Genomic DNA, 22,388 nt, shown 5'->3' with positions numbered 1-22,388 from the left:
TGTTATTTTGAAATCAAATGATCCCGCTCTCCCGCTCTTCGGAATTTGCAATTCCGAAGTCCTGTAGTAGGATTTTCAATCCGACAGTTCTTAAAAAAAGTATTTTGGTCTGTGAGGACACAGACCAAGGTTGGAATAGGAAGTTTACTTTTCCTTCAACGCCTCTCCCTCAAACCGGATTCCATCCCAGCCGAATTGGATGAAGTTGCGGATGTTTTGGTGATCGGTGCCGGCCGGATTTCCAAGGACATCAATTCGGTAATAATCTCCGAAAAGGGCAAGGGTTTGTTCCTTGGTTAGTCCCTGCAGCTTGGCGAAAGAAAAGACCTTGCAGCTGCCGTTGTTTTGTCCGGCTTCGTTAACTGTATTGCCGTTGGTGAAGCGGGTAGGAGTGAAGTCGTAGTGGGCATCGATGTAGGCGATAACTTCAGAGAACGCGAAGGTTTCGGGGGCTAACTGGATTTTTTCAGGGAATGTCATGGGTACTGATTTTTGGGGCGAAGATCGGGGATTTTAGCCACAAAGGACGCTAAGGAACACGAAGGATTTTTTACCACAGAGGCCTCAGAGAATTAATATCCGGGGAATTTGATCCTGTCCCAAACTTCAATCCTTTTCTTCCGCTCAGACCTTTTTCAAGAGTGGGGAGAAAAAGCTGAGGCTTTTTAACCATTGAGAGGTCACGTAGGAATTCGCTATTGAGTCAGAAAAATTCTAGGGTTGTGTGGACCCAAAAAAAAGCGAAGCTTTTAGCCTCTGTGCCCTCAAAAATGGTCTGTTTGTGAAAGATGGATTGCGGTCCCAAAAGAGGATTTAAACCCGTTATTTTCCCTTGGTGGGCTTTGCGGTTAAAATTCTTTGCAGTTCTTAGAGGTGATTTTATTCACATACTTGTTCTTGTAGTCCCTTTCTAACTTTTCCGAGATCACCCTATTGGTCCAATTGAAAAATTCGGATATTCAACAGCCCAAAAATTTCCAAGATGACCAAGTGCATTTCGAGTGTCCTCCTCGCTCTTTTTCTGATTTCAGGAGTATTTTCCAGCCTTTTTGCCCAAAGCACCATCAGTTTTCAGAGTAATCATGAACCCTTAAATCAGGCCTTTGTATGGGCCAAAGAAAAAGCCCTTTCCTTTGCCCATGACAGTGGGGATCCGGTTGGCCCCTGGTATGAGGCAGCCCTTCCCAACAGGGAGGCTTTTTGCATGCGGGATGTGTCCCATCAGGCCATCGGGGCGGAGTTGCTTGGGTTGGGCAGGCACAACCTCAACATGTTTCAGAAGTTTGCCCAAAACATCAGTGCAGAGCAAGACTACTGCTCCTATTGGGAAATCAACCGCTACGACAAGCCCGCACCGGTGGATTACGAAAACGACCGGGATTTTTGGTACAACCTTCCGGCAAATTTTGATGTGGTCTACAATGCCTGGAGACTCTATCAATGGACGGGAGATCCTGCCTACCTTGATGGACCTGAGTTCCGAAATTTCTATGCTTTGAGCATGAATGAATATGTGGATCACTGGGATCTGGGAGCCAAAGAAATTACCGCACGTAACAGGGATTTGCACAGCAGTGAAGCCAAACGCTTCGGGAGCAGCCGGGGCATCCCCACGTACAACGAAGGTGGCCGGGGGAAAGTCAAACTGGGAATCGACCTGTCTGCTTCCCTCATTGCCGCATACCAAGCTTATTCACAAGTTTTGGCCGCTCAGGGTAATTCTGAAGGAGCTGCAAAATTCCAGGCGAGAGCCCAGACGGAGCAGGAGTTTTTGGAGAAATTCTGGTGGGACAGCCAAAGGAAGGAGTACCGCTCCATCCAATACGAAGACGGGAGCTTTGATTATTTTATGGTTGAGGACAATCAAGCTTACTTGCATTACCTGCTTTACTTTGGGGCCATCCATGATCAAAGCAGGATTCAGAAGTTGACGGACGCTTACCTGGCGAGTTACCCCAAGCTAATCGTGGAACTGAAGTCCTACCTGCCGATTATTTTTTATGAAAACGGCTATTCCAAAGCAGCAAATGAGATGCTCGTGGACCTTTGTAGCCCTGAAAATGCCAGACGTGACTATCCTGAAAACTCCTACACCGTTATCGAGCACGTTGCACGGGGACTGATGGGAATCGAGCCGGATGCTGCTACTCAAACTGTAACCACTTTGCCCCGACTTGCTTCCGCATCTGACTGGGCGGAACTCAAAGAAGTACCTGTGCTTTCAGGCCAAATTTCCGTAAAACATGAAGGTTTAAAAAAAACAACGCTCACCAATTTGGGCGCGAATCCGATTCAATGGAGCGCAGGGATTCCCGGGGATCATGCCTTTCTTTGGATCAACGGAGCGAAGGTCCAATCCCAAAAAGCACAGGATCACGGCCGCACATACTCCTTTGTCCTGACGGAGGTCAAAGCTGGGGAACAGGTGACGGTCTTGGCGGATTAAAGACGCTTAGTTGTAGGGCACCATGCATGCAATCAAATCACTCAATTTTACCGATGAAATTCCCGAACTGATATCAGACATGGCATAGGGAATGATCAGGGTGTCCTGATGGATGAGTCCACCGCAGGAATACACCACATTTGGTACATATCCTTCCCGCTCTTCCTCGTTGGGAGTCAGCAGTGGTTCCTCCAGTCGGGCGATCATCTTTGTAGGATCTTTCAAATCAAGCAACACAGCGCCAATCGAATATTGCCTCATCGCTCCCACGCCGTGAGTCAACACCAGCCATCCTTCCTTTAATTCGATCGGGGAGCCACAATTTCCAATCTGGAAAAATTCCCAGGGCATCTTGGGTTCCTGTATCAGTTTTGCCGTGTCCCAAAAATGCATGTTGTCGGAAAACATGATGTAATTGTTTTCTCCGTCCTGTCGGGAAAGCATGACATATTTTCCATCTATTTTTCTGGGGAAAAGTGCCATTCCTTTGTTTTGAACAGCTTTTCCATTGAGTGTGAGGATATCAAAGTTCAGGAAATCCTTGGTCATCAGCAGTTGCGGAAGGATGCGGATTCCGTTGTAAGCGGTGTAGGTTGCATAGTAGATTGGCTGTTTGCCTTCTTCTATAAACCTGACAAACCGGGCATCTTCAATACCTCTGTTTTCATTTTCTGATTGGGGGAAAATCACCCGCTCGGAAATATCGTTTTTGGAGTCAAACCGAATAAAATAATTGGAGTCAGCCAGCCAATTGATGTTTTGCAAGACTTCCTTGTCGATGTCCTCCTTATTTTTCAACTGAAGAGATGAGATCCTGGTTTTTAACTCATCGAAAGTGAATTGGGCAGGCAATTTTTTAAAAACCCGTTCAATGGTATCACCATAGATTTTCATGCTCTTCAATTTGGTCTGAAACAAATGCGTATCATAGGACTGATCGTGCCGGATTCGGGGAGTTTCCAAATATTCGCTGACCGGATCAATCATGAAGGTGCAGTCTTCTTTTAAGATTCCGCTTCGGAAAACGATTGAAGAAATGTGGCCCTCACCCGTTGCCCTAAGACTCATGATAAACCGAAGACAGCCTTCTGCTACTCCGGTCTGATCCGGATGTGGGACCATGGAGGGGTTAAAGAGTGCTGCTGATTCAATGGAATACTCCATGGTAAAAAGGGCACCAATCAAAAGCTGTTTCGTAGCACTTGGGTGCGGATCTTCCAGGATGTATCGTGAGATTTTGTCAAAATTTTCTTTAAAAATTGCCTCAATGTTTTTATGTCTGGTAATGAAATGACCGTTGACGGAATGGAGGATTTCTTCGGCTTTTTCCTCTGAAATATTGACTACTCTGGCGATGATTTTTGGGATTCGGGATATTTCAGGAATATGCGAACGCGTAATTACCCGGGAGGAATTCCTGAGAATTTTGGTTCTGCTTCTTCTGACTATTGGTTTTTTGAGGGTCATGGGTGATTATTCAGTTTACTAATGTTAATCTAATCTGTGACCTAATCTTGAGCCTTGGTCAGAGGATGGTCTGCATCCTGCAGGGAAATCGCTTTTACCATTTTCGATAAAAATGATGTCACCCCTTCAGGGTTATCTTACATAAGGGACACGTTTAAAGCTATAATCCTGTTATCCCTTCAGGATTTAAAAGCCAGTATGGCTGGAATTATTATAGGATCGATTGGCTAAGCATTCATTTAAACCCCGCAAGGGGTGAAATAAATTTTATGAGCGATTTCTGCTTCATCCTGTTGTTTTTTGGATTACGACCAGATTTGGGTTGATCTTATCTCCTAGAATAGCCATCCAGCCGAGGCGCTTTCACCTACCCAATAGTTTATGATAAAGCTCAAGGTAATTGTCCGTCATCGTATCCTTGCTGAATTTGGCAAGGGCATGGGTTCTGCAGTTTTCCCGCCTGATTTGGCCTAGGTTCTTCACTGCTGCGACTGCTTCCTCCAGGTTAGTCACCAAGAAACCAGTTTCCCCATCTTGGATCAGTTCAGGCATAGATCCGAGGTTGAATGCAATCACCGGAGTCCCGCACATCATGGCCTCAGCGACACTGAGACCAAACGGTTCCCTGAAACTGATGGGATGAAGCAATGCGGATGCCTCACCCAATAATTTATCTCTTTCTTGTGGACCTGAGTTCCCTGCATATTCGACGGTATCGCCATCGATAAATGGTTTTACTTGGCTATCAAAGTAGTGCTGGTCTTGGATCAGGCCGGAGATGATGAGTTTTCTGCCCGATTTTTTTGCAATCTGAATGGACTCTTGGGTGCCTTTTTCCGGATGAATTCGGCCAAAAAACAACAGGTAATCCTGTGCTACTTTTTTAAACGTAAATTCCTCCGGATTAATCCCATTATACACTGTCCCGATGTAATCCAGCTCTGGATGTCGGTCGGAATTACTGATGGATACGAAGGCATTGGTGTCGTTGTATTTTTTGTAAACCGGGACGATTTTCTCCGACGAAAAACCATGAATGGTTGTCAGCATTGGGGTTTTGATCAGCCGGGAATAGGTCAGGGGCAGAAAATCAAAATGGTTGTGTATCAGATCGAACTGATCGGCTTTTTCCATCAGATTACTGATGTGAAGACATTCCCAGACTTTGGGGTCTATCTCCGGGTTTTCTGCGTAGCCTTTTTTGGAGACAAATTGAAGTTTGCCTTTGGTGATGGAGTTACCTGTGGCAAACAAGGTGACGTCAATTTTTCTCTCAAGCAAGCCTTCAGCGATATTCGAAGCAACTTGTTCCCATGGACCGTAATTCAACGGAGGCGTCCTCCAGGCAATGGGTGATAGGATGGCTATTTTCATGTGTTGATTAGTAAAGAAAATTTTGTCAATCAACTAGGCAGTCTAGCCGGTGGTATGGGTGTGTTTATTTTAAGAGGCGATTTTATGTGACTCTCAATTGCTCGGTCTTGTCGGGGCAGAAATTCAAAATATCCCTAAATGGGCAACTGTTTCTCTTCGATTTTTTCGAAAGCCTGCAGGACGGTCAAGTAGGAAATTAAATATGCCAGAGAGCTTTCTGCGCCCTGATTTCGGTTGATGCCATAGCTTTCAAGTCCATCGCAGCAGCCTTTGGTTTCAAAATCGAAAAGGCTCATCCGGAGGTCATTTTCTCCGAGAAACCACATAAAGCAAGAGAATAACTTCCTGAGGTATTCTTTTTCGTGTGTTATGTGATAAGCCTGTTGAAACATCAGGATCATGGCCAGGGCATCAAGGGGCTGCTGGGCAAACATGGCTCTTTCCTCATCTTTTTTGTACCAGTTTTCATTGCCAACGACAGACAGGTATCCATCTTTCAGTGTGATTTCGGTGAGAAATTCCATGCTCTCCATGGCAACACGGGTGACTTTTTCATCATTCAATAGTTCAGCTGCATGCAAGAGTGCCAAAGGCAAAATTCCATTATCATAAGCAAAAAGGGATTCAAACCAACGCCAGTCCGGTGTGCTGTTTCTTTCGTAGTGAAGGACCAAAACTCCCGTAAGTCTTTTTAAAACTTCCTTCATTCCGTCATCCGAAGGGTTGGTTTTTAGGTAATAACAAATGCCCAACATGGTGTTGGCGATACCTCGGATAGATTTGATTTTTTCAAAATTTGGAGCCGCCTCAAAAAACACCAACCGGCCCATTTGGAAATAGGCGTCATTGGGGGCATTGGCCAAAAGATAACCCAATGCCCAAATTGTCCTTCCAAAAGAGTCTTCAGAGCCAACTTCATCGAGAAACTCCCGGCTGAAACTGAGGAAATTCCGGAAGGTTCCGTCTTTGTTTTGCATGAAATGAATGTAGCTCAGGTAGATAGGCGCCAATTTCAACGCGTGTTTGTCTTTGGTCTGGCAATAGGACATGAGCACCATCAACAAAGCCCTGGAGTTGTCATCCAGGCAATAGCCTTCCTTGAGGTTGGGGATGCCGAATTTTGCATGCTGAATAATTCCCGTGTCGTCGGTAAGCCGCACGATATGGTCCAGAGAAAAAGGTGGAAGTAAAAGCGGATCGATCAGGGTTTCCGGCTTAAAAATGACCTCAGGATTTGCTTTCAGTACCTCTTTCAAGAGGGTCAGGTACTTTTCGCCGGACTTTGGCCAAGTGATTGTTCTGCCGTAGTCGTATGCTTTTTTCCGGATTTGCCTGAGTTCTGCGGGATTATCCAGCAGAGACAGCAGGATTTTGGAGAGCTCATCGGAGTCGTTGAATTTGAAAAGTTTCCCACGTCCATCTGCCAAAAGTTCCAAGGCATGCCAATACGGAGTGGACACCACTGCCGAACCGACTCCCACCGCATAGGACAATGTTCCGCTGGTAATCTGCGCTTCATTCAGGTAGGGCGTGATGTAGATGTCCGATGCCGACAGGTATTTGAACAGTTCTTTTTGGCCGATAAACTCATTCAGAAACACCACATGGTCTTTGAGTTTGTGGTTTTTTACCAGAAGTTGAAGGTAGGTCCGGTATTCTTCTCCGGAATGATAAAGTACACTGGGATGAGTTTTTCCCAAAATCATATAAATGACCTCGGGATGCTTTTCGATCACCTTGGGCAGTGCGCGGATGACCGTTTCTATCCCTTTGTTTCGGCTCAAAATGCCAAAAGTGAGCAGGAATTTTTTGTTTTCGAGCTTAAACTCTTTCTTGGATTCAACCTGATTGAATTGGATATCGGGCACCCCGTGTTCGATAAACACAATTTTTTCTCGGGGTACTCCATAGAGATTGACGAGAAATTCGATCGCCTTATGGCTCATCACCACCACACGGTAGGCCATCTTACAGATTTGCTTTAAGACGGCCTTCTCGGTGTATGAGCTTTTCTCAACGACAGTATGTAGAGTTACAATCAGTGGGATTTCCAGCCTGTGAAGGAGCGGAAGGATGTAGATGCCGTTTTGACCTCCGAAAATTCCAAACTCGTGTTCCAGAATACAAAGGTCAGCGCCGCTTAAATTGATGTATTTGACTGCCTCCAGGTAGTCTCGCTGATGCTCTTGTCGTATGGTTAACTTAACCTCCTTAGGGTAGGGATAGGAGTTGTCATGGTCATTCATGGCAACGACATAGCCTTCGAGGGGTTCATTTTCCGTGAGTGTGGAAGATCCGACAGTCGATGAATTGGGGATAATGGAATCAAAAAGATCTTTGGTAAAAATCCCAATTCCGCATTCACGTGGGGGGTAAGTCCCTAAAAATACAATTTTCATTTCTTTTTAAGGTACGAAGAATAAACCGCATAAGCTGTTCTTTGGCCTTTTGCCGAGGGGATGAGGCTTTCTCCTATGCCTTATTTTCTTCAGATTAAAGAAGAAATTGGTAAGCAAAAATTGGCTGAGAAAAGCAGTGAAGCTAGAGTCCGGACTTAAATATCCGATCCATCAGCACCCATTTTTCTCCGGGTTTTGCCCAGGGAATCGATTGCTGAAAACCCCACATCAGCGCTTCCCATTTGGCGATGATGGGGTTGGCGGCGTCTTGCTCGGCCTTTTTCTCAAAAGTAAATTCATCCACCGTTTCCAGAATCATGAACATGCGGTTGCCGGTGCGGAAGATCTCGATATTGAGGATTCCGCAGTCGATGTCGTGTTGGGTGACCTCCGGCCATGCCGCTCCGGGAGCGTGGTATTTCTCGTACCGTTGGATGGATTCAGGATCGTCGATCAGGTCAAGGGTGAGGCAGAAGCGTTTCATTGGATTTTGGATTTCGGATATGGGATTTCGGATTTTTAAAACTTCGTAGTTCGATATTCAATATTCGATGTTCGATATTATTTCTGTTGCTAGAAAGGTTTGTTTTGAAAGTAGAAAAGGCCACCTTGGACCCTTACCTCACTAATTTCCAAAGCCTCGTATTTCGTAAATCGTACTTCCTACTTACCGGAAGTATTTCCTAAACGCCTGAATCGTCCGTTCCGCTGCAGAATCCGGATTTGGGAAAGGAAAAGCCTCAGCCGACACATAGCCAGCATAACCAATTTCCTTTAAGGCATCAGCTATTTGTTGCATATCGGTATGACCCAAACCCATTGGCTTTCGATTGGAATCTGCGAAATGGACGTGGCCGATGTACTTTCCAAAAGTCCGGATACTTTCTGGCAAATCTGCTTCCTCAATGTTCATGTGAAAAAGGTCTGCAAGCAGTTTGATGTTTTTCAATCCATTTTTGTCCAGAAATGCACTTCCGGCCTCCAGAGTATTCAGGAGATTGGTCTCATATCGGTTGAGTGGCTCATAAATGAGAAAAATACCTTCGGATTCAGCTTTCTTTCCAAGGATTTCCAATCCTTGACCCAGCCAACTCATGGTTTCTTCCCGGTTTCCGGAGGGAAGTACATTTCCCTGCATCGAACCGATAATCGTTGGGGAACCGAACTTCGCTCCGAAGGAAATCATATCTGAAATAAAGGAAATGGCTTTTTTTCGAATATCCGGATCAGGGTCAGTCAAGGTCAATCCATGGATGACTTTTCCGGCACCTGTTCCTACAGCAGCAAGTTGAAGCTGGTATTTCTCTAACAATGCCCCCAAGTGAACCTTGTCAATCGCATCGGCAGAAGCGGTAAACAGCTCTACGCCATCAAATCCCAGTGAGGCGGCTTTTTGCATATTTTGCTCCAAATCTTCCCAAAATATCCAAGGTCCACTTTTGAGTTGAGGCACCAAAGCAATCGTGACAGCAGATCTAATCATGGCTTATCGTTCAAAGTCAATCATAATTTTGATGATCCCCTGGGGATTTTCAGCCCAGGATTTTAAAGTTTCAGGTCCCTCATCGATGGTGATGACTTTGGAAATGACTTCTTCCACAGGGAATTTTCCGGTTTCGAGGTAGGTGATAACTTCCGGAAAGTCAGTCCTTCCTACGCAGTTTCTCGAGCCCAGGATTTCGATTTCCTTTTGGACAAAAAGTGAGGTATTGAACTCCACGGGGGCTTTGGCGTAACCGATGCATACGACTCGACCAAGGAAAGCAACTTCTTCCACCGCGGAACGATAGGTGAGTGGACTGCCCACCGCCTCGATGATCACATCGGGTCCGTCGCCTTCAGTGATTTCTTGAAGTCTTTCGTGGAGGTTTTCTTTACTGGGATTGATCGTGTGCGCAACTCCGATTTTGCGGGCGATTTCCAGTTTGGAATCATCTATGTCGATGGCAATTGCCATGGCGTTTCGGTTGACAGCTGAGGCCACAGCTCCCAAGCCCACGATCCCACAACCCATAACCGCAACCCGGTCATCTGAACCTACCCGTCCCCTCGAAACAGCATGAAATCCAACGGTCAGTGGCTCGGCCAAAGCAAGCTCCCGAAGGCTGAGTTTGTCTGAAGTGAACAGGTCTTGCCAAGGCACACAAATGTATCGGGTCATAGCACCGGGACGGCGCACACCCATGGTTTTGTTGGTTTTGCAGGCATTGGGTCTACCTTTGCGGCAAGCCACACAAGTTCCGCAATTGAGGTAAGGGTAAATGGTGACATTGGTACCGACCAGGACATCAGGAGGAACATCGGCGCCGATTTCTTCGATGATGGCGCCCACTTCATGCCCTAGGATATTGGGGTATTCTTGGAGTGGAAACAGACCCTTGAAGCCGTTCATATCGCCACCGCAAAATCCGACCATACCCACTTTGAGCAGGACTTCTCCGGCTTTGGGAGCCGGTTTTTCGATTTCCCGAACTTCGGATTTCCCGATTTCGGTTAGAAAAAGAGCTTTCATAGGTTCGTTTTTTTGTCAACAGTCCATGGACCATAGTCCACAGCCGTTGCGTTTAATTTTCATTTTGGAGTTTCCTACAAATTCAGGAAAATCAAATTTTTGGACATTCGAGCTTCTCTTTTTTCAAAATCCGAAATCCGAAATCCGAAATCCGACATCAAATATTGTTCTCTTCCTTTCCCTCAAACCACATCCGGTTTTTGACGGGAGCCAAGAGTGTTTCGATTTTTTCCAAAAGTTCGGATGGAATCTCAAAATCCAAAGCAGCGACATTTTGTTTGACCACATCGAGTTCACACATGCCCACAATTGTCGTAGCAATCAGTTCATGATCCATTGCATAACGCAAAGCAACATCACTCAGTCGTACTCCATAGCTTTTGCAAAGCTCCAATAGAATGGGCTGCATCGCTTTGACTTCATCCGGTGAGCGATGCCAAGGCGGCAAGCTCCCATCCGAAAGGATTCGCTGCATGAGCGGGGCGGCATTCATCAGACCGAAGCCCATTTCCTGGGAGAGGGGCACCAATTCGTCGTTGATTTCGTCTTCTAGTAGATTGTAATGACCCCAAGAAAGGACGGTGTCCGGATTGGTTTCTCTGGCGATTTGGGCCAGATAACGAACCGGCAAACCAGTGATGCCCCAAAATCGGGCTTTGCCGGAAGCTACCACCTCCTGAATCGCCGGAATCGCCTCTTCGAGGATGATCCGTTTGTCCACAAACTCGATGTCGTGTAGCTGAAACAGATCCAGGTAATCGGTTTTCAGTCGGGTGAGGGATTCGTCAATGCTTTTTAGAATTCTTTTTCGGGAAAAGTCAAAGTCCTGCAGATCGTAACGCCCGCATTTGCTGGCCAGAATGATGTCCTTTCGCTTGCCTTCCAGGGCTTTTCCCAATCGGCTTTCCGCCAAAGTCAAGCCGTAAAAAGGAGAAACGTCAAAGAAATTGACTCCCTGATCCAAGGCATAATGGACCGCTGAAATTCCCTCCTTTTCATCGACAGGGTCAAAGACATTGCCCAAAGGCGAGGCTCCAAATCCCAGAATGGATACTTCCAGGCCGGTTTTTCCTAAAATTCGGTACTGCATAGGTTGGTAGGTAAATTGGGTTTTTGAGCTTCAGAAGCCAAGATAAAAGAAATTTGAGAAGTCTTTGTCCTGTCAGGCTATGGTTAGCGAAGTCCTCCTAATTTGGCGACTTAATATACGCTCAACGCAAAAGCTGCTTTGATTCAGAAGGAGAATCAGTTTCATTCAAACACATTATTCGATCTTTTCTATTTCGGTCCTGACTCCGGAAGAAATCAAAAAGACGCTCGCCACAGCACCGGAGCCATCAAACTGAAATTCCAGCTGCCGGTCTGAGTCATCGTCAAAGAACAATTTCTGCGGCGATTCAGCTTTTAGCTCGATCTCATAGCCGTCAGCAACAATCCTGAACAGTTTCCCTTCCTTTTTTGTGATTTCAAACGGAACTGAGCCTTCGAACTTTCCAAGGAAAACCTCAAGCTGCTCCTCTGAAAGAGTCACTTCCTTATGGACATAAGGCAGCTCGATGGGCAATCCGAAAATCAGGTGGCCCAGGCCAACACCGATAGTTGGGGTGTTGCTGGAATTGTTGGAAAGGGCAATGATGTACATCCCATCAGTCGGATAGTAGGCGACATAAGAGGAAAAGCCCGGGATGCTTCCGTCATGCCAGACCCTGAGGTGATTTTCCAGGCTGTCAATAATCAGCCCGTAGCCGAACGGATCCTTGCCGTCAGAACCATAGGGCGTTGTCATTTTTTTCAAAGAGGCCAAGGACACAATCTCATTATGATGAAGGGACTTGGTCCATTCATACAGATCATCCACGGTAGAATAAAGCGCACCTGCGCTCCAAGAACCTTCCATTGAGATGTATCCGGCATTGCGGAAGACATCTTTCCGTCGGTAATAGCCCCTTGCCCGAAAGGTCAGGACCGAATCAATTTTGTCCAAAGCGGTGTTTTGCAGTCCCGCCGGGGTAATGATGTTTTGGGCAAGGTAGCTTGAATAGGATTGCCCGCTGGCTTTTTCAATGATCAAACCCAACAGAATATAGCCCGAATTGCTATAGCTGCACTTGGCGCCAGGCTCAAAGTCGAAAGGCCTGTGCTTGAAAAGAGAAATCAACGAGTCGGTTTCCAGCCGTATGAATGCAGGGCCATCCCAAAACTCATCCAAATTGGTATAGTTGGTGATCCCTGAGGTGTGGGAAAGCAGCATGTGGACGGTGACTGTGTCGCCTTTTGGATAGTCCGGGATATACTTGCTGAGCTTGTCGTCCAGACTCAGCTTCCCTTCTTCAGCCAGTTTGAGGATGGCTGCAGCGGTGAATTGCTTGGTATTGGAGCCGATTCTGAATTTGGTCTCCGGAGTATTCAGGTTTCCCCACTCTCTATCGGCTTCGCCAAAACCCTTTTTATAGATTATCTCTTTCTCGTTTGCTACCAAGACGGTGCCGCTGAATTGCTTTATCCTGACCTGGGCATCCATGTACCGATCAATCGAAACCGGTAAATCAGTCTGAGCAAAACAGGCAAATGGAATAAAAAGCAGCAGAAGCAGAATTGACCTCATGACAGATTCAAGGTTTTCAAGTAAAAGTTAAATAATGCACTCATTGAAATGCTACCTACAGGTTATTTCCATTGAGGATCGTTCCGTCTTTCACCGTCTTGAGGTAGGTGATGGTCTTGCCGTCTTCCCCGACTTCACAGACTCTGTAGCTTGGAAAAGGATTGCCCCAGCTTCCCCCAAAGTGGCCTGACCAGAGAAACGGTTTTTTCTTGTAAAGCATGATTCCATCCACGTCGTGATCGTGTCCGTGAAAAGTGGCCTTGATATTCGGATAGCTGGCAATCATATCCAGGATATCCTGGCAGGGGACGCCGTGTCGGGTCCAGTCGTTTTGGGAGATGTGGACAAAAAGAAAGACGTGGGAGAGGTCTTTGTAAGCCTCCAGTTGGGACTTTAGAAATTCCGTTTCGACGCAGAGGTATTTTCCTGCTTCGTTGGAGGAGCTGGCCAGAATAATTCCGTAGTCTTCTTTGCTGACAAATCCGAAATTATCAGGACGCCCCCAGATTTGCTCCCAAACTTCATCCGAAACCCGGTCGTGGTTGCCTCTGGTGGTGAAATAGGGGACATTCAAGGTGTCATAGACTTTTTTTACTTCAGGCATCCATTTGGGTTCGTCGTGGATCAAATCCCCGTTGAAAACCACAAAATCGACATTTTCCTCTTTGTTGATCGCAGCGATCAGATTGCGGTGGGAAGTTTCAAAGTCTGTGTCCGGCTGCCCAAAATGCCCGTCAGAAGCAGTGATAAATTTGAGTCGGGTGGCTTTGGGGAATTCCATTTTCCCAAAGGAGACAAATGGCATGGTAACGAGAGCAGAGCCAATCAGGCTGATTTTTTGGAGAAAAGGGCGACGTTGCATTTGGTTAATTTAGGATTAAGGCCAGCAAAATCGAGTATTTCTCGGATGAATCAAAAGCTCTAGCCGAATTCCAGAATTATCCTTCAGTTAATTTTGCTTTTGACTTTCAAAAGCAAAAAAGACAGTATCCAGAAAGGAAAAGTGGAGAGGATGATCCTGTAATTCCCAGAAAGAATGCCTGCCAAGAGAAAAAAGAAAACAATAACGGAAAGCAGGATCAGGCTACCAAGTAGCAGCCATTTTTTTGGTTTGGGAATGAAAATACAGGAGACCAAGCCAATTTGTCCTAAAAGTCCGGCAAGAATCAAGGGGTGTGCAAAAGCTGAAATGTTGTCTTTTAGATCTTCGAAAAACCGGGCTTCAATCTCAAAAATAAAGGCTGACTGGTCTGTTCCCCATTCGGTATAGCAAAAGGAAAAACCGAGTATCACCCCAAGTATCAGCAGCTTGTAATTCACGAACTGAATTTAGGGAATATGGAGAAGAGTGAAAAAAGTCCCCTTTGGAATTGGTCAGAGGTATTATCAGGCCGAAAGTTCATAATCCTTTACAAGGATTTCAGCCGGAAGTTGGAGCTTGGAGGTTAGTTTCCTGATCATTTCAAGCGTGAGTTTTCTTTTTCTGTTGAGGATTTCAGAGACCCGATTGGCTCCCCCCATGGCCTCAGCCAGGTCCATCTGTTTCAGTGAAAGTTCCTCCATCCGGATTTTGATTGCCTCGATAGGATCAGGAGAATCTATTGGGAAGTTTCTGCTTTCATAATCGTTGATTATCAAAGCCAAAATATCCGCCTCATCGCTTTCTTGAGTCCCGATTGGTGCATCAAACAATACGTCCAGTCTTTTCAGAGCTGATTGGTAATCGAATTCTGATTTAATGGGTTTGATAGTCATGGTCAGATTGTGTTTGCGTCAATTTTATCATAATCCTGATGGGTTCCGATAAATCGGATAAACAGCCACTCTTTTTCGTAATTAATTCTGGAAACCAGCCGGTAGGAATTCCCTTTTATATTGAAAATAACCCTTCCATTTTTTAAGATACTGGCATTTGCAAAGGTTGATTTCACATCAGATGGACTTTTCCAACTTGCATTCATCACGGATTCATACCAAGTTTTTAGATGATGTTCTGAATCGGGATGGTTCACCCAAAATCCCTAATAGTTCCTTTAGAAAAAATCCGCTCCATAAATACATTTTAAAAGTAATTTAAATTCCCAATTTGGGAATTTTATTTTTTATGAACAAAAAAAATCCCTTCCGGTTTTCACCAGAAGGGATTGTATCAAATCTCAAATCTCAAATTTCGAATCTCAAATCCGTTCTTCTACCCAAACTTTTGCATTGACAAAAGCCTCCATCCAAGGCGTGAAGTCATCCTGTCTGTCTGCCGGATAGTGTGCCCAGTTCCAAGGCTTCAGGCTTCGCTCGATGTGCGGCATGATCGCCAGATGACGTCCGTCTTCTGAGGCAATTCCTGCTGTCGCAAAGTCCGAACCGTTGGGATTGCCCGGATAAGCGGCATAGCTGTATTTCATGGCAAAGTTGTATCCGTTTTCACCTTTTGGAAGGGAGAATTTACCTTCACCGTGAGCCACCCAAACGCCCAATCGCTGTCCACTCAGACTGCCGAGCATCACGGATTTGTTTTCCGGCACGGTCACATTTACAAAGCAAGACTCAAATTTATGGCTGGCGTTGTGGAGCATTTTTGGCTTCTGATCGTGGTCAGGAGTCACGAGACCCAGTTCGACCATCAGTTGACAACCATTGCAAACTCCTAAAGAAAGGGTGTCAGGTCTTGCGTAGAAGTTGTCCAATGCCTGTTTTGCTTTTGGATTGTAAAGAAATGCACCGGCCCAGCCTTTGGCAGAACCCAATACGTCGGAGTTGGAGAAGCCGCCCACAAAGACGATCATCTGCACATCCTCCAGGTTTTCACGACCGGCAATCAGGTCAGTCATGTGAACGTCCTTCACTTCAAATCCAGCCAACCAAAGCGCATAGGCCATTTCACGGTCGCCATTCACACCTTTTTCACGGATGATGGCAGCTTTGGCTTTGCCTTTTGTTTTTCTGAAAGGATCAAGACCCAGCTTGCTGAAGCTGCCGGTCCAAGCCGGAGCAAATTCATAGGAAAGGGCTTGGTTTTTATAATTGTCAAAGCGGTCCTTGGCCAGTTTTTCTCCACTTTGTTTTCTATCGAGAAGGTAGGAAGAGCGGAACCAAACGTCACGCATTTCGGCTAGATTCAGGCTCAGGCTTTCCAGATTCACAGTTCCATCCAAAGTAACTTCAGCCAGCTCGACAAAGTCAATGTCATTTTCAGACAGGAAGTTTTCGACGGCATTTTCATCGGAAACCTGAATCAAGATTCCCGGATTTTCAGCAAAAAGTGCTTTTACCAGATCGCTTTCTCCCAATCTGGATTCTTTCACTTTCAAGCCGACCTTCTGAGAAGGAAAGCACATTTCAAGCAAGGCGGTGATAGTTCCACCAGATGATATATCGTGACCTGAGAGCACCAATCCTTTTTCGATCAAGGTCTGCACAGCTCCAAATGCTTTTGCGAAATAGGCCGAATCAGTAACGGTAGGTGTATCAGTACCGATCTTGTTCAAAATCTGATAAAAGGAAGAACCGGCGAGTTTTGCTGAGTCTTTGGAGAAATCGATGTATAGGACTTTGCTTCCTGCTTTTGGAAGTAGCGCAGCTTTTACGGTCTTTTTCACATCAGAGCATTCTCCGACAGTAGAAATGATCACCGTTCCTGGGGAATAAACCACTTTCCCGTCCTTGTACTTTTGAGTCATGGAGAGCGAATCTTTTCCAGTAGGAATATTCACTCCCAGCTCGATTGCGAAGTCAGAAACGGCCTTCACTGCGCGGTACAATCGGTCGTTTTCGCCTTTGTTTTTTGCCGGCCACATCCAGTTGGCAGAGAGAGATATTCCGCTCAATCCATCTGCAATCGGAGCAAAAACCAAATTGGTCAAAGCCTCTGCAATTGCCAGTCGGCTGCCTGCCTCAGGATCTGCCAAAGCGGCCACTGGAGCATGCCCGATGGAAGTGGCGATGCCCTTGTTTCCGGTAAAATCCAAAGCCATCACGCCAAGGTCGTTGAGCGGAACTTGGATTTCTCCGACAGTCTGCTGCGTAGCTACCCGACCGGTTACGGATCGATCCACTTTATTGGTCAACCAATCCTTACATGCAACTGCTTCCAGTTGAAGCACTTCGGTGATGTACGATTTGATCTGCTCCGGATTGTATTTGCCTTCGGCAAAAGAAGCGTTTCCTGAGTTGTCCTCTAGAATCGTTTTTGGAGAGGAACCGAACATGTAGGCCAAGTCCCAATCCACAGGTTTTTCACCGGTCTTCTGGTTTTCAAACTTGAAGTGCATGTCTCCGGTTGTTTCGCCCACCACATAAAACGGTGCGCGCTCCCGGTCGGAAAGCTGCTTCAGGATATTGACATCTTTTTTGCCCACGACCAATCCCATTCTTTCCTGGGATTCGTTTCCGATAATTTCCTTGGCGGAAAGGGTAGGATCTCCCACCGGTAATTGGTCGATGTGGATCGTTCCTCCTGTACTTTCTACCAATTCAGAAAGACAGTTCAAGTGGCCTCCAGCACCATGGTCATGAATAGATATGATCGGATTGTTTTCGCTTTCCGCCATGGCACGGATTACGTTGGACACACGCTTTTGCATCTCCGGATTGGAGCGCTGGATTGCATTGAGTTCGATGGCGTTTGAAAGTTCCCCAGTATTAAGTGAGGAAACCGCAGAACCGCCCATACCGATTCGGTAGTTGTCACCGCCCATGATCACGATCTGGTCGCCTGCTTTTGGCTCGCCTTTTTTGGTGTATTTGGCATTGGTGAAGCCTACTCCACCCGCCAGCATGATGACTTTGTCGAAACCGTATTGTTTGTCGCCTTCTTCGTGTTCGAAAGTCAAAACCGATCCGGCGATCAAGGGTTGTCCGAATTTGTTACCAAAATCAGAAGCTCCGTTGGAAGCTTTGATCAGGATGTCCATTGGGGTTTGGTACAGCCAAGGACGCTCGGCAAGGTTCTTTTCCCAGCTTCTTCCTTTCTCAGATCGGGAATAAGAAGTCATGTAAACCGCAGTTCCAGCCAAAGGAATTGAGGCAGTTCCACCCGCCAAACGATCGCGGATTTCTCCGCCAGCTCCTGTTGCCGCTCCGTTGAATGGCTCGACAGTGGTTGGGAAATTGTGGGTTTCTGCTTTGAGAGAAATGACAGTGTCGATCTCTCTTTGCTCAAAGAAGTCCGCCACATGCTGTGTTTTCGGAGCGAACTGCTGTGCTTTTGGTCCGGTTACAAAGGCCACGTTGTCCTTGTAAGCCGAAGCAATCCGGTTGGGATGCTTTTTGGAAGTTTCTTTGATCAGCTGGAAAAGGGTCAGCGGTTTTTCCTCCCCATCTATTATAAAAGTACCGTTGAAAATTTTGTGACGGCAATGCTCGGAGTTGACCTGAGAGAAGCCAAACACCTCGGAATCTGTCAGAGGTCGGCCCAATTGAACGGAAACATTGTTGAGGTAATCGACCTCTTCCTGGCTGAGGGCAAGTCCTTCAGACTTGTTATAGGCAGCGATATCGGTGACCGCTTTGATCGGTTCGGGTTGGAGGTGAATGTCGTAGATTTCCTGATCCAGATCCTCGTAAGCTTTCTGAAGCATCGGATCAATCTGATCGCCTTCGTTCATCGGGAAAAACTCCTCAATGCGCTTGATTCCACTGATTCCCATGTTTACCGTGATTTCGACGGCATTGGTGGACCAGGGAGTGATCATTTCTTTGCGCGGACCGGAGTATCTTCCGGTTACTTTTTCTCCCTGGATTAGCTTGGCTTCGCCAAAAAGCCAGGTGAGTTTTTCGATGTCTTCAGTGCTGAGTGGTTGAGGAACTTGAACTCCGTAGATGAGTTTCTGAGGTGATTCAAAGAAGAAAATCATGTCCTTGGGCTGGTAAGCCGCAAAGGTAAGGAATTGAGGGGGAGATTGGAAAGTCAGGGGATTGAAAGATTGGAAAAAACACTTTTGAGTGGGCAGAGATCAGTAGGCAGTAGTTTTCAGTGATCAGTGATCAGTCCCAGTCCTCAATCGCAGAGTCAGTCTCAGTTTTGCCAGATTTTTTGCTTTTGGGTCAAAGAAGGGTAGCAGACGATTTGTCTCAGGTGGGGTTAAGAATTTTAAAAAAGCAACAATTTAGAGGCTGAACAATTGGAAATAAGAGCGTGTGGTTTTCAATTTTCTGGATAAGAGTTGGAGGAAAATAATCCAATCCATCACCTTTTTTCCCAAACTATTTTGGCTGTAATACCAACCTATATCCCGTTTTTGTTGAAAAATGAAAAGTAAATCCGATTTCCATTTTGCGAATTTAATTCTGTTTAATCTGGTCATTTTAAATTTTTGTTCGATAATGTACAGAATGATGTCAGTTTCGAGAAATAATATTTTTCAAAAAACCCAGGAAACTTTGAACAATATGAGAGTTTCCATAGTTTTGCCTCCCTGTTCAAATAGGAGATAGGTGACAAGGACTAGAATATTAGAAATCGCGACAGAGCAGTTTTCCCGGTATGGGGTCAGAGCAGTGACCATGGAGGATATTGCCAGGCTGGGAGGGATTTCAAAGAAAACTATCTATCTGGAGTTTTCTGACAAAAAGGACCTGGTAAAAGAGGCTTTTGAAGTGCTTCTGGAAGAAGACCGAAAGAAGCTGAGTTTCATTCTGGAAACGGAGGATGGAGTGATCGAGCATTTGGTGAAAACCTCCAAGATGGTTCGTGAGAGGCTTCAAAACATGAATCCTATGGTGATCATGGAAGTCCAAAAGTATTTTCCGGAAGCCTGGAGGATGTTTGAGGACTTCAAAGCCAATGTAATCATGGAGGACCTGGTCAACGTGATCGAAAAAGGAAAGAAACTCGGATATTTCAGACCGGAAATAGATTCCCAGATTTTGGCCAAAGTCAGAATTAACCAGATTACTTCTGGATTTGATCCGGATAATTTTACCCGAAAGGATTTCAACCTGGTTGAGGAGCAAATGGTCCTGTTGGATCATTTTTTACATGGAATATTTACGGAGAAGGGCCGGATGGCCTTTGCTGCACATCAAGCTATAGAAGATTGAAAACTAACCCACCTATGAAAAAGCACCTTTTTACGCTTTTGGTATTTTTACTGTCATTTTCAGCTATACAGGCTCAGGAAGTCGCTCAACTGACCTTGAACGAGTCCATCTTGTATGCGATTGAAAACAACTATGTGACCAAAAATGCCAGATTGGAAACCCTGGTTTCTAAGGCCACGGTGAAAGAAACAACTGCTCTCGGACTTCCTCAGATCAACGGTAATTTTAACCTGGATTTCAATCCCAAAATTCCGGTTATATTTCTCCCCAACCAGCCGCCATTTGGTGATCCAAGTAATCCCAGTGATGTAATTCCTGCAAGATTTGGAGTAAGCTATTCTTCGGGACTTGGGGTGAATGTGACCCAGATGATTTTTGACGGTTCATTTTTCATCGGTTTAAGAGCTGCAAAAACCTTGACTCAACTTACTGATTTTGATCTGGTGAAGGCAGAAAATGACGTGATCGAAAATGTCAAAAAAGCCTACTTCGGTGTCTTGGTCAATCAGGAAAGAATACGACTGGCCGAATCCAATTTGTCAAGGATTGATACCTTGCTCAAGGAAACCAAGGCCTTAAACGAGGCTGGATTTGCCGAAAAAATCGACGTTTCCCGAATTCAGGTCCAGCGAAACAACACCTATACACAAGTGGAACGCAGCCGAACCGCATGGGAAATCAGCAAGGAATTGCTCAAAATCCAAATGGGCATGCCGCTCACCTTTGACATTCTGATCACCGAAACTCTTCAGGAGCTAAATCCCCGGGAAGACCTTAATCAGCTTTTGGCGGATGAAGGAGAAAGCAGAATCGAACTTGACCAATTGAATACCCAAATCGAACTGCAACAGTACGATCTCAAGTACAACACTTCCCAGTACATGCCTACGATTGACTTTCTCGGAAATATGAGGAGGAGCGGTGCAGGGAACGAACTTAACACGGTATACGACAGCCAAAACTGGTTTGGAAGTTCCCTGGTCGGGGTCGTTATGAACATTCCAATCTTTGACGGGCTTAGCAAAAGTGCCCGAATCCAAAAAAACCGGTATACCATCAGTCAGCTCGAAAATCAGCGGTTTTTTCTGAATGACAGTTTCAAGAACGAAATTTTCACAGCAAAAACTTCCCTAAAAAATGACCTCAATATCCTCGATGTCCAGCGTGAAAACTTGGCGCTCGCACAGGAAGTGTTTGAAATTGCAAGGATCAAATACCAGGAAGGTGTCGGTTCCAACCTGGAAGTAGTGGATGCAGATGGCGCACTGATCGAAGCTGAAATAAATTATCTGGCAGCGCTGTACGATGGTTTGATTTCCAAAGTAAATCTTGAGAAAGCACTTGGCCTGTTGAAGGCTGATTTGAACAACTAAACCAACTCTTCTTTTCCATCTAAAAAAATATCTTCTCCATATGAAACCTATCATTAAGTTTTTACCATTCGTGTTCCTGGCTGCACTGACGATTTCTTGTGCCCAGGAAGAAGGCGTTGACGCCATGAAAACCAAACTTTCGGAGATGAAAGATCAGGTCAGCACACTCAATTCCGAGATTAAATCACTTGAAACTGAGATTTCAAAACTTGACCCGGAGTTTGCAAAATCAAATAAAAAATCTATCCTGATTACAACTGCTGCAGCCAGGAAGGGTGAGTTTTCACACTTTGTGGAGGTGACCGGATCTGTGCTTTCCAAGAAAAATGTAAGCATCAGTGCAGAGACTGCAGGTCGAATCCTGGAAGTTCCTGCCGTCGAAGGGATGAGGGTAACCAAAGGTCAGATTTTGGCCAGAATCGACGCAGAATCGATTCAGCGAAACATTGAGGAGATGGAGAGTTCTTTGGAATTGGCTACTACAATTTTCCAAAAACAGGAAAGACTCTGGAACCAAAAGATAGGAACCGAAATCCAATATCTGGAAGCCAAAAACAGAAAAGAAGGACTGGAAAAAAGTCTGGCTGCCATGAAAACCCAAATGGACAAGGCTTTGGTAAAAGCACCTTTTAATGGAACTGTGGAAAGCGTTGATGTGAGAATCGGTGAGTTGGTTCAGCCGGGAGTTCCGATGTTTCAGTTTGTGGGAGAAAGCGATCTCTTTATTCAGGCTGACGTTTCGGAAAGTTTTGTGGGAATATTGAGAAAAGGCGATTCAGTTGGAGTGGAATTTCCATCTATTAATAAGACGATGAAAACCAAAGTGTCCTCAGTAGGTGGGGTGATCAATCCAAACAACAGAACCTTTAAGGTGGAAGTTTCCCTTCCGAATCTTTTTGAATTGAAACCTAACATGATTTCGATCCTGAAGATCAAGGATTACGAAAGCAAGGAAAGTGTCATTGTACCGGCACATTTGATCTTGGCTGACAACCAAGGCGACTACCTGTTCATTGTTGAAAATGGAACTGCCAAGAAAAAATACGTGAAGCGGGGATTGACCAGTGGCGACGAAACCGAAATCAAGGAAGGATTGATCGGTACCGAAACAATCGTGGACAAAGGCTTCCGGGAAGTTGGGGATAATTTCAGTGTAAATATCGCACAGCTCTAA

At 45.6% G+C, this 22,388-nt stretch carries 17 protein-coding genes and 1 pseudogene; 4 read left to right on the top strand and 14 right to left on the bottom strand.

The annotated features are described in order from the left end of the window. Positions 1-144 precede the first annotated feature (144 nt). Positions 145-480 carry a HopJ type III effector protein gene (locus B0E43_RS14095; RefSeq protein ID WP_077350795.1) on the bottom strand — a complete coding sequence of 112 codons (336 nt, stop codon included), beginning with the start codon at positions 478-480 and terminating at the stop codon, positions 145-147. A gap of 502 nt (positions 481-982) precedes the next feature. Between B0E43_RS14095 and B0E43_RS14090 the strand changes: the two genes are divergently transcribed. After that, positions 983-2,446 (top strand): hypothetical protein, encoded by a 1,464-nt coding sequence (locus B0E43_RS14090; protein WP_077350793.1) that lies wholly within the window; start codon positions 983-985, stop codon positions 2,444-2,446. A gap of 6 nt (positions 2,447-2,452) precedes the next feature. Here B0E43_RS14090 and B0E43_RS14085 read toward each other — a convergent pair whose 3' ends face one another. The 13 genes and pseudogenes from B0E43_RS14085 to purL all read right to left on the bottom strand — a co-directional run bounded on the left by B0E43_RS14085 (position 2,453) and on the right by purL (position 18,655). Continuing rightward, positions 2,453-3,913, bottom strand: coding sequence for a glycoside hydrolase family 130 protein (locus B0E43_RS14085; RefSeq protein ID WP_077350791.1), 1,461 nt, complete (start codon positions 3,911-3,913; stop codon positions 2,453-2,455). 363 nt (positions 3,914-4,276) lie between these two features. After that, on the bottom strand, positions 4,277-5,287 hold the full coding sequence (locus tag B0E43_RS14080) for a glycosyltransferase family 4 protein (RefSeq protein WP_077350789.1): 1,011 nt from the start codon (positions 5,285-5,287) through the stop codon (positions 4,277-4,279). A 134-nt stretch (positions 5,288-5,421) separates the two neighbouring features. After that, positions 5,422-7,686 (bottom strand): glycosyltransferase family 4 protein, encoded by a 2,265-nt coding sequence (locus tag B0E43_RS14075; RefSeq protein WP_077350787.1) that lies wholly within the window; start codon positions 7,684-7,686, stop codon positions 5,422-5,424. Positions 7,687-7,828: 142 nt separating this feature from the next. Then, entirely contained in the window at positions 7,829-8,170 is a 342-nt protein-coding gene (locus B0E43_RS14070; protein WP_077350785.1) for an L-rhamnose mutarotase, read from the bottom strand. 183 nt (positions 8,171-8,353) lie between these two features. Continuing rightward, positions 8,354-9,169 carry a sugar phosphate isomerase/epimerase family protein gene (locus B0E43_RS14065; protein WP_077350782.1) on the bottom strand — a complete coding sequence of 272 codons (816 nt, stop codon included), beginning with the start codon at positions 9,167-9,169 and terminating at the stop codon, positions 8,354-8,356. 3 nt (positions 9,170-9,172) lie between these two features. Next, positions 9,173-10,198 carry a zinc-binding alcohol dehydrogenase family protein gene (locus B0E43_RS14060; protein ID WP_077350780.1) on the bottom strand — a complete coding sequence of 342 codons (1,026 nt, stop codon included), beginning with the start codon at positions 10,196-10,198 and terminating at the stop codon, positions 9,173-9,175. Between the two features lie 157 nt (positions 10,199-10,355). After that, the gene (locus B0E43_RS14055; protein ID WP_077350778.1) at positions 10,356-11,288 is read right to left on the bottom strand and encodes an aldo/keto reductase; all 933 of its coding nucleotides are present in this window, start codon (positions 11,286-11,288) and stop codon (positions 10,356-10,358) included. 174 nt (positions 11,289-11,462) lie between these two features. Further along, positions 11,463-12,803, bottom strand: a complete 1,341-nt coding sequence (locus tag B0E43_RS14050) for a serine hydrolase (protein WP_077350776.1) — start codon at positions 12,801-12,803, stop codon at positions 11,463-11,465. 55 nt (positions 12,804-12,858) lie between these two features. Beyond that, positions 12,859-13,665 carry a metallophosphoesterase gene (locus tag B0E43_RS14045; RefSeq protein ID WP_077350774.1) on the bottom strand — a complete coding sequence of 269 codons (807 nt, stop codon included), beginning with the start codon at positions 13,663-13,665 and terminating at the stop codon, positions 12,859-12,861. 83 nt (positions 13,666-13,748) lie between these two features. Continuing rightward, a complete protein-coding gene (locus B0E43_RS14040) occupies positions 13,749-14,123 on the bottom strand; it encodes a hypothetical protein (protein ID WP_077350772.1) in 375 nt (124 codons plus the stop codon). Positions 14,124-14,189: 66 nt separating this feature from the next. Next, positions 14,190-14,558 (bottom strand): type II toxin-antitoxin system HigA family antitoxin, encoded by a 369-nt coding sequence (locus B0E43_RS14035; protein WP_077350770.1) that lies wholly within the window; start codon positions 14,556-14,558, stop codon positions 14,190-14,192. A 2-nt stretch (positions 14,559-14,560) separates the two neighbouring features. Continuing rightward, positions 14,561-14,856, bottom strand: a pseudogene (locus tag B0E43_RS14030) (type II toxin-antitoxin system HigB family toxin). A gap of 124 nt (positions 14,857-14,980) precedes the next feature. Then, on the bottom strand, positions 14,981-18,655 hold the full coding sequence (gene purL, locus B0E43_RS14025; RefSeq protein WP_077350768.1) for a phosphoribosylformylglycinamidine synthase: 3,675 nt from the start codon (positions 18,653-18,655) through the stop codon (positions 14,981-14,983). Positions 18,656-19,235: 580 nt separating this feature from the next. On the opposite strand from purL, the gene B0E43_RS14015 reads away from it, so the two are divergent. From B0E43_RS14015 to B0E43_RS14005, 3 genes are read left to right on the top strand one after another with little or no spacing between them, the layout of a single operon-like run. Next, entirely contained in the window at positions 19,236-19,841 is a 606-nt protein-coding gene (locus B0E43_RS14015) for a TetR/AcrR family transcriptional regulator (protein WP_077350764.1), read from the top strand. A gap of 14 nt (positions 19,842-19,855) precedes the next feature. Then, positions 19,856-21,214: a TolC family protein gene (locus tag B0E43_RS14010; protein ID WP_077350762.1), complete on the top strand. Its 1,359-nt coding sequence runs from the start codon at positions 19,856-19,858 to the stop codon at positions 21,212-21,214. A 40-nt stretch (positions 21,215-21,254) separates the two neighbouring features. After that, positions 21,255-22,388: an efflux RND transporter periplasmic adaptor subunit gene (locus tag B0E43_RS14005; RefSeq protein ID WP_077350760.1), complete on the top strand. Its 1,134-nt coding sequence runs from the start codon at positions 21,255-21,257 to the stop codon at positions 22,386-22,388.

Source organism: Algoriphagus sp. A40 (assembly GCF_002002735.1).
In the GTDB taxonomy this organism is placed as follows: Bacteria; Bacteroidota; Bacteroidia; order Cytophagales; family Cyclobacteriaceae; genus Algoriphagus.
The sequence above is the reverse complement of the archived record's forward strand: the minus strand, read 5'-3'. Positions and strand labels throughout refer to the sequence as shown.